This window comes from Streptomyces sp. NPDC059455, assembly GCF_042750115.1.
Lineage (GTDB): Bacteria > Actinomycetota > Actinomycetes > Streptomycetales > Streptomycetaceae > Streptomyces > Streptomyces endocoffeicus.
On the sequence record NZ_JBHYVB010000192.1, the window covers coordinates 13,871 to 21,746 of the forward strand.

At 72.4% G+C, this 7,876-nt stretch carries 7 protein-coding genes and 2 pseudogenes; 5 read left to right on the plus strand and 4 right to left on the minus strand.

From position 1 onward, the window contains the following. Nucleotides 1–241, plus strand: a pseudogene (locus tag ACFXB5_RS42545) (hypothetical protein); the annotation flags it as partial. 148 nt (nucleotides 242–389) lie between these two features. After that, nucleotides 390–899, plus strand: coding sequence for a pyridoxamine 5'-phosphate oxidase family protein (locus ACFXB5_RS42550; RefSeq protein WP_385218923.1), 510 nt, complete (start codon nucleotides 390–392; stop codon nucleotides 897–899). A gap of 85 nt (nucleotides 900–984) precedes the next feature. On the opposite strand, the gene ACFXB5_RS42555 is transcribed toward ACFXB5_RS42550, so the two are convergent. Together ACFXB5_RS42555 and ACFXB5_RS42560 are read right to left on the minus strand one after the other, a co-directional pair. Continuing rightward, on the minus strand, nucleotides 985–3,432 hold the full coding sequence (locus tag ACFXB5_RS42555; protein WP_385218924.1) for a SpoIIE family protein phosphatase: 2,448 nt from the start codon (nucleotides 3,430–3,432) through the stop codon (nucleotides 985–987). A gap of 125 nt (nucleotides 3,433–3,557) precedes the next feature. Beyond that, nucleotides 3,558–4,484 carry an NmrA family NAD(P)-binding protein gene (locus ACFXB5_RS42560; protein WP_385218926.1) on the minus strand — a complete coding sequence of 309 codons (927 nt, stop codon included), beginning with the start codon at nucleotides 4,482–4,484 and terminating at the stop codon, nucleotides 3,558–3,560. 139 nt (nucleotides 4,485–4,623) lie between these two features. Here ACFXB5_RS42560 and ACFXB5_RS42565 point away from each other — a divergent pair, with 139 nt between their 5' ends. After that, complete coding sequence (locus tag ACFXB5_RS42565; protein ID WP_385218928.1) at nucleotides 4,624–5,184, plus strand: TetR/AcrR family transcriptional regulator; 561 nt, start codon at nucleotides 4,624–4,626, stop codon at nucleotides 5,182–5,184. A gap of 147 nt (nucleotides 5,185–5,331) precedes the next feature. Here ACFXB5_RS42565 and sodN read toward each other — a convergent pair whose 3' ends face one another. After that, on the minus strand, nucleotides 5,332–5,727 hold the full coding sequence (gene sodN, locus ACFXB5_RS42570; protein WP_020868495.1) for a superoxide dismutase, Ni: 396 nt from the start codon (nucleotides 5,725–5,727) through the stop codon (nucleotides 5,332–5,334). Nucleotides 5,728–5,889: 162 nt separating this feature from the next. Here sodN and sodX point away from each other — a divergent pair. Then, nucleotides 5,890–6,201, plus strand: a pseudogene (gene sodX / locus ACFXB5_RS42575) (nickel-type superoxide dismutase maturation protease); the annotation flags it as partial. A 68-nt stretch (nucleotides 6,202–6,269) separates the two neighbouring features. On the opposite strand, the gene ACFXB5_RS42580 reads toward sodX, so the two are convergent. Continuing rightward, nucleotides 6,270–6,929, minus strand: a complete 660-nt coding sequence (locus ACFXB5_RS42580; RefSeq protein WP_385218930.1) for a CGNR zinc finger domain-containing protein — start codon at nucleotides 6,927–6,929, stop codon at nucleotides 6,270–6,272. A gap of 118 nt (nucleotides 6,930–7,047) precedes the next feature. Here ACFXB5_RS42580 and ACFXB5_RS42585 point away from each other — a divergent pair, with 118 nt between their 5' ends. Continuing rightward, a complete protein-coding gene (locus ACFXB5_RS42585; protein ID WP_385218932.1) occupies nucleotides 7,048–7,836 on the plus strand; it encodes a class I SAM-dependent methyltransferase in 789 nt (262 codons plus the stop codon). Nucleotides 7,837–7,876 lie beyond the last annotated feature (40 nt).

A 7,876-nucleotide genomic window follows, 5' to 3' on the forward strand; every position in this document is an offset into this window, starting at 1 on the left:
GGGGGGGGGGGCGGGGGGGGCGCGCCCCCCCCCGCTCCCCGCCACCGTGTCCGGTGCGCCCCTCGACGTCGACGCACTCTTCGGCGACCTGGCGGACGCGTACTTCGAGATCGCCTGGGCGAGCGTCGCGTACCGCCAGTGGCTGGTCCGCAACGAGAGCCCGCTGCTGCGCCTCCAGGTGCCGCCGACCCGCGACGAGCTCGACATCCTGGGGCTCGCGGGGCCCGCCGAGGTCTCGTAGCTCCGAAGGGCGGTGGGGCTCCAAAGAGCGGCGTGGCTCCGAAGATCGGCGAGGCTCCGAAGGCAGGCGAGCGATGACTTTCGCTCCGCCGGGCGGTCCAAGCACACGGGACCGCACCGGACCGCCACGCCATGCGAGGAGCGAGCAGATGATCAGCGAGCACGAACCGCAGACCGCGCTGGACACCCGTTTCAGCAGCCCGGACGCCACCGCCACCGCCTGGCCGGAGGGGCGTGAGGGGCTGGCGGCCGCGGAGCTCTACTGGCTCTCCACCGTCCGCCGGGACGGCCGCCCCCATGTCACCCCGCTCGTCGCCGTCTGGCTCGACGGCGCGCTCTGCTTCTGCACCGGCCCCACTGAGCAGAAGGCCCGGAACCTCGCGCACAATCCGCGCTGCGTCCTCACCACGGGTGCGGGGGTGCTGCACGAGGGTCTTGACCTGGTGGTCGAGGGCACGGCCGAGCCGGTGCGGGACGACGCCACGCTGCGGCGGATCGCCGCGGCGTACGTGGGGAAGTACGGCAAGGAGTGGACCTTCGTGGTGGGCGACGGCGTCGTCCACCACGAGAGCCATGAGGCCCTGGTCTACCGGGTCGCCCCGGCCACCGCGTTCGGCTTCCGCAAGGGCCAGTACGGCCAGACGCGCTGGCGTTTCTGACGCCACGGAGGCCCACGGAAGCCCCGGGCCGTTCGGTACAGCCAGCCGGTACAGCCAGCCGGTCCAACCAGTCCAGCCGGTCCGGTCAGTCCAGGTCGAGCAGCCCGCCGGGCAGCCCCACCGGCAGCGTCTGCTCCGACCAGATCGTCTTGCCCTCGGCTGTCTGGCGGCTTCCCCAGCGTTGGCTGAGCCGCGCGACCAGCAGCAGCCCGCGGCCGCCCTCGTCGAAGGTGCGGGCGCGGCGCATATGCGGGGCGGTGCTGGAGGAGTCGGTGACCTCGCAGATCAGCGAGTGGTCATGGATCAGCCGCAGCTGGATGGGCGGGACGGCGTGCCGGATGGCGTTGGTGACCAGCTCGCTGACGACCAGTTCGGTGGTGAAGACGGCCTCGTCGAGCCCCCATTGGGTCAGCCGCTCCGTCACGTTCCGGCGGGACCGCGCCACCCACGCCGGGTCGGCGGGCACGTCCCAGGTGGCCACGTGCGCCGCGTCCAGGGCGCGGGTGCGGGCGAGCAGCAGCGCGACGTCGTCCAGCACACCCTCGCCGGGGAGGAGGGTCCGCAGCACGGCGTCGCAGGTGCCGCTCAGGGAGCCGCAGGGGTGGGCGAGCGCGTCGGCCAGCAGCAGACGCCCCTCGTCCACATCGCGGTCCCATTCGCCCATCAGTCCGTTGGTGTAGAGGGCGAGCACGGCGTCCTCGGGCAGCTCGCTCTCCATCGCCTCGAAGGGCAGCCCGCCGACCCCCAGCGGCGGTCCGGGCGGCACCGGCAGGAACTCCACCGAGCCGTCCGGCCTGGCCAGCGCCGGGGCCGGGTGCCCGGCCGCGGCCAGTGAGCAGTGGTGCGAGACCGGGTCGTAGACCGCGTACAGACAGGTGGCCCCCACATCCCCGGTGGCCTCCTCGGCCCCGGTCTCCGCGGCCAGGTGGATCACCAGGTCGTCGAGGTGGGTGAGCAGTTCGTCCGGCGGCAGATCGACGTCGGCGAGGGTACGGACCGCCGTCCGCAGCCGGCCCATGGTGGCCGACGCCTGGATGCCGTGGCCGACCACATCGCCCACCACCAGCGCGACCCGCGCCCCGGAGAGCGGGATGACGTCGAACCAGTCCCCGCCCGCCCCCGCGTACGGGCCCGCGGGCAGATAGCGGGAGGCGACCTCGACGGCCGGCGGCTGGGGCAGGGTCTGCGGCAGCAGGCTGCGCTGCAGGGCCAGGGCGGTGTCGCGCTCCCGGGTGAAGCGGCGGGCGTTGTCCACACAGACGGCGGCCCGGGTGGTGATCTCCTCGGCCAGCACCACATCGTCCTGGGTGAACGCCTCGGGGGTGCGGTGGCGGGCGAACACGGCCACCCCGAGCGTCGTCCCCCGCGCCCGGATCGGCACCGACATGATCGAGTGGACGCCGAACCGCTGGATCGTCCGGGCGCGGTCGGGCTTCAGCGCGCCCCACTTGGCGATCGAGGGGTCGCTGGACGTGTGGATGATGGGACGCCCCGCCACCAGGCATTCGGCCATTGGCGAGACCTTCGGGTAGGTGTCCACCTTCCCCACCGGCACCACGGCCTCGGGGCAGCCCTCGTAAATGGACTGCCGGGCGGCGCGGCGCAGCACGACCGGGTCGGTGAGCGGCCCGGACGGCAGCTCCTCCTCCTGGGTCAGCCGGTCCAGCAGGTCGATGCTGGTGTAGTCGGCCAGCCGCGGTACGCAGACGTCGGCGAGCTCCTGCGCGGTGTGGCCGATGTCGAGGGTGGAGCCGATCCGTTCGCTGGCCGCGCTCAGCAGCAGCAGCCGCTGGCGGGCCAGATACTGATCGGTGATGTCGTGCGCCGCCATGCAGACCGCGTACACCCGCCCGTCCCTCGCCTGTAGCGGGGCGAACCGGGCCGACCAGGCCTGCTCCTTGATCTCGCCGCTTCCGGTGCGCAGATACGTCTCCACCTCGCGCGGCTCACCGGTGGCCAGCACATGGCGCATGGCCGCTTCGAGCTGTTCGCTCTGGAGCTTGCCCTTGATCTCCGAAAGCCGCAGACCGCGGATCTCCGACTCGGGGAGGCCGGTGACGCGGGCCATCTCGGCGTTCACCTTGCGCAGCCGCATATCGGCGTCGTAGATCGCCATCGGGCAGGGCGACTGGGTGTAGGCCCACCGCATCAGCGCGTCGTTCCACGACTCGGGGGGCTGCTCCGCGCTGGGTGCCGCGGTCACCAGCAGCCAGTCGCCCTCCGGCCGTCTGCGGTGCGCCAGCAGCGGTACGGGCACCTCGCGGCCGTCCCGGTGGCGCAGCGCCACGATCCCGTGCCACCGGGTCAGCCGGGTGCGGGCATGGCGGGCCTCGGCGCCCGCCGCGCGGCCCGGATCGGCCAGCAGCTCGGCGGCGGGCCGCCCCACGACATCGGGGGACGGATGCCCGAGCGGTCGACGGGCGCCCTCGTTCCAGCTGGTCAGCGTCCCATTATCGCTGACGGTGGCTCGTGCCGTATCCGCTTCGTCGGAGCCGCCCCACTCCCGCGCGGAGCCGCTGTCGTGGCGCTTCATCCTCGCCATCCCTCCGGGACGGCACCGGGTCCGTCCACCAGGGCTCCCTTCCAGCCTCGTCCACTCCGGTCCGGGCATCAACCACAGCCCGGAGCACGGAGCGGACGCCTTGGGGAGCGCGCGGGTCAGACCACCGCGGGCCGCGCGGGCCGCAGATGGCGCCCGGCCCACTCCGCGAAGCCGGTGAGCGGGAGGCCGAGGGCGCGTGCGAACTCGGGACGGGCGGGCTGGCCGACCTCGTTCAGCCGCTCGTGCCCGAGGCCCCACTGCGGCATCCCGGCGGCGAGCGCCTCGTCCGCGGTCATCGACGGGGCGGTCACTTCGGCGCCCGTGACCTCGGAGAGGACCTCGGCGACCCGGGCCATGGTCATGTGGTCGCCCGCCAGTTCCAGCTCGACCTCATGGAACCGCTCCGGCTCGGCGATGGCCGCGGCGGCCGCCGTGCCGATGTCGGCGACGGCGATGAGGGAGAGCTCGGTGCCGGGCTGGAGGATGGTGGCCAGGCCGCCTTCGGGGCCGTTCGGGAGCAGGGACAGGAAGTTCTCCATGAAGAAGGCGGGCTTGAGCAGCGTCCAGTGGCGGAAACCCGCCTCCCGGACCCGGTCCTGGAGGCCGCTCTTGGTCGCGTAGTAGTGCTCCAGAGCCGCCCAGCGGCCCTCCGCCCAGCCGGGCTCGGTGTGGTGCTGGCCGGCGCCGGAGACGGAGGTGTGCACGAACTGTGCCACCCCCGCGTCCCGCGCGGCCTGGATCAGATTGCGCCCCTGGATCCACTCGGAGTCGCCCTGGAGATCGTTCATATCGGGCATCTGGATGGAGAAGACGGCGCGCGCCCCCTCGGCGGCGCGCCGCACCGAGTCGAAGTCGAGCAGATCGCCGGTGACCAGCTCGGCACCGAGCGCCGCCACGGCCTTGGCCCGCTCGCCGGCCGCGTCGCGGACCAGGGCCCGCACGGGAACGCCCGCCGAGAGCAGGGCGCGGGCGGTGGCGCCGCCCTGCTGTCCGGTGGCACCGGTGACGAGGACGGGGGCGGACGTCGGGGATTGCGAAGGCATGCTGCTCCTCGGGCAGAGGTGAATCGACTCATCGACAAGTCGACTGGAAAGACCAAACGGCGGGCCCCGCCACTTATGGCTCGGTACGATACGGAGGGCCCCGCCACTTAGCAACCCTTGGCAACCCGGAGGTGACGCCATGCCCGCCCAGCGCGCGGACGCCCGGCGCAACTACGCGCGCATCCTCGCCGTCGCCGAGGAGGAGGTCGCCACGCACGGCGCCGACGCCTCACTGGAGCAGATCGCCCGCACCGCCGGAGTCGGCTCGGCCACCGTGCGCCGCCACTTCCCCACCCGGCGCGCCCTGCTGGAAGCGGTCTTCCGTGAACGCATCGAAACCCTGGCCACCCGCGCCCGCGAACTCGCGGAGGCGGACGACGTACGGGCCGCCCTGCTGGACTGGCTGGGCGCGCTCACCGTCTACTCCGCCACGGTGCAGGGCCTGGGCGCCGCGCTCCTACGGGACGGGGAACTCGACCCGGAACACGCGAACCCCTGCGTGAACACCCTCGCCGAGGCGGGCGAGCCCCTGCTGCGGCGAGCCGAACGGGCCGGTGCGGTGGCCCCCGGCGTGACCCCGGTCGACCTGGTCACCCTGATCGCCGGCATCGCCCTGGCCACCCAGCACCACCCCGACCCCGCCACCGAGGCGACCCGACTGCTGCACCTGACCGTGGCGGGCATCAGCCCGCGGGGGTGAGGGGCCGGGCGTCAACCCCGGCGCCCGGAAAGGATGTTCAAGGCAAACCGGCAAGATTCACGGCAAAAAGTTCATGACAAAGAAGACCGCACCCGGGCCACTCGGGGCGGCTCGGGTGCGGTCTGGTGGTGCTAATGAAAGGCGGGGTCAGCCCTTCTTGGTCTCCCAGAAGATCTTGTCGATCTGGGCGATGTAGTCCAGGGCCTTCTGCCCCGTGGCCGGGTCGGTCGAGCCCTTGGCCGCGCTCAGGGCCTTGAGGGTGTCGTTGACCAGCTGGTGCAGCTCGGGGTACTTCTCAAAGTGCGGGGGCTTGAAGTAGTCGCTCCACAGCACCGAGACATGGTGCTTGGCGAGCTCCGCGCGCTCCTCCTTGATGGTGGTGGCACGGGCGCGGAAGTGCGGGTCCTCGTTGGCCTGGTACTTCTCCTGGACGGCCTTGACGGACTCGGCTTCGATACGGGCCTGGGCCGGGTCGTACACACCGCAGGGCAGGTCACAGTGGGCACTGACCTGAACCTTGGGGGCGAACAGGCGGGAGAGCATAGAGCTGTCCTTCCATTCGTGATCGTCTTCTCAGGTGCGAGATTACTCCGTGGGGGAAGCCTTTTCTCGGGTGCCCCGGGGGGCTTAGGTCAAAAGTCCAGTGCAAGGCTGGGATGCCTGGGATCGTGATGGGTGCACAGGGTGAGGACCGGAGGTGCCGTGATGCAGCGGGAGCAGCAGGGCGATCGCGGGCAGGAGCCGGACCGCGACCAGCGCGGGCTGCTGCGGATCGGGCTCGCGGAGGTGTACAACCCGTCGATGCAGCCGACGCTGTACCCCGGCGACCAGTTGGTGGTGCGCTACGGGGCGCCCGTACGGCCGGGGGACGTGGTGGTTCTGCGTCATCCGTTCCGGCAGGACCTGCTGATCGTCAAGCGCGCGGTGGAGCGGCGCGAGGGCGGCTGGTGGGTGAAGGGCGACAACCCGTACGTGGAGAACGACAGCCGGGAGTTCGGCGTCGTGCCGGACGAACTGGTGGTGGCGCGGGCCTGGGTGCGGCTGCGGCCGCTGCGGAGTGCCGGGCGGAGCGCCGGGCGCGGTGGTCAGCGGTCGATGGCCGGGCTGGTCTCCTGGGCGGTGTCCGCCGTGCGGCCCGTGGGTTCGCGGTCCTGGCGGCGGCTGCGCTCGGCGCCGGCCGTCCGCTCGGCGTCCAGGCGTTTGCGGGCGCGGTAGGCGGCCACATTGGCGCGGGTGGCGCAGCGGTCGGAGCAGTAGCGCCGGGAACGATTTGTCGAGGTGTCGAGATAGGCGTTGCGGCAGGGTGACGCCTCGCAGATGCCCAGCCGGTCGGCGCCCAGCTCGGTGAGGTGGAAGGCCAGCCCCATCGAGGCGGTCGCGGCGTATCCGGCGCTCGCGTTGGCGGCGTAGTCCGCGATGTGCATATGCCAGTCGGGGCGGCCGTCCTCGTCGCGGGTCTCGTGGCCGGAGATCTGCGGGCTCACCGGGAACTCGATGAGCAGCGCGTTCAGCAGGTCCACCGCCAGCACCTCGTCGCCGCCCGCCGCCGCCTCGAAGACCGCGCGCAGCCGGGCCCTGACCGACCTCAGCCGGGTGACATCCGCGTCGGTCGTCCGCCGGGCCTGCTGACTCTCGGCGAAGAGCGCCCGTACGGCCTCCACCGAGGTCAGGGTGTCGGTGCCGCGGTTCGGCTCCTCGCTGTTGACCAGGCGCACGGCGAGATCCGAGTAATAAGCCAGTTCCACTTGTGGTCCTTACGAACGGCGGTCTATGGTCACATCAGGTCAGGTAATAGGCGTTCTGCTTACGAGGGTATTACGGGCGGCTGCGCCGAGACGATGACGCATGGCTTGGAGGGGCTCGATGACGGACACCGTCGCCGTGGCGGACTGGCAGGCGTGGCAGCGGAGCTGGGACCGGCAGCAGGAGTGGTACCTCCCCGATCGTGAGGAACGGTTCCGGGTGATGCTCGACACGGTCGAGGCCGTCGTCGGCCCGGAGCCCCGGATTCTTGACCTGGCGTGTGGCACGGGCAGTATCTCGGTCCGGGCGCTGCGCCGGTTCCCGGGCGCCATCAGCACCGGTGTCGACCTCGACCCCGCGCTGCTGACGATCGCCCGCGGCCACTTCGCGGCCGAGCCGCGCGCCGAGTTCGTGACCGCCGATCTGTGCGACCCCGGCTGGACCGAGCGGCTGCCGCACCGTGCGTACGACGCCGTCCTCACCGCCACGGCGCTCCACTGGCTGGGCTCGGACGAGCTGCGGGCGCTGTACGGGCGGATCGCGGGCGTGGTGCGGGAGGGCGGGGTGTTCCTCAACGCCGACCACATGCCCGATCCGGCCACGCCCCGGCTCAACGCCGCCGACCACGCGTACCAGGAGGCGCGGCGGACGCGGGCCAAGGCCGCGGGCACCCAGGACTGGGTGGACTGGTGGCAGACCGCCGCGCGGGACGAGGCGCTGGCGGGGCCGGTGGCCGAGCGGTTCGCGATCTTCGGCAATCCGGCCGACGGGCCGGACCACGCGAGCGACGTGGCCGAGGCGTTCCAGCCGGTCGCCTGGCATGCGGACACGCTGCGCGCGGCGGGCTTCGGGGAGGCGCGGGCCGTCTGGTGCTCGCCCTCGGACGCGATGGTGCTCGGGCTGAAGTGATCCGGGGACGGACCGCGCGAGGGCGGTACGGGCAGGTGCC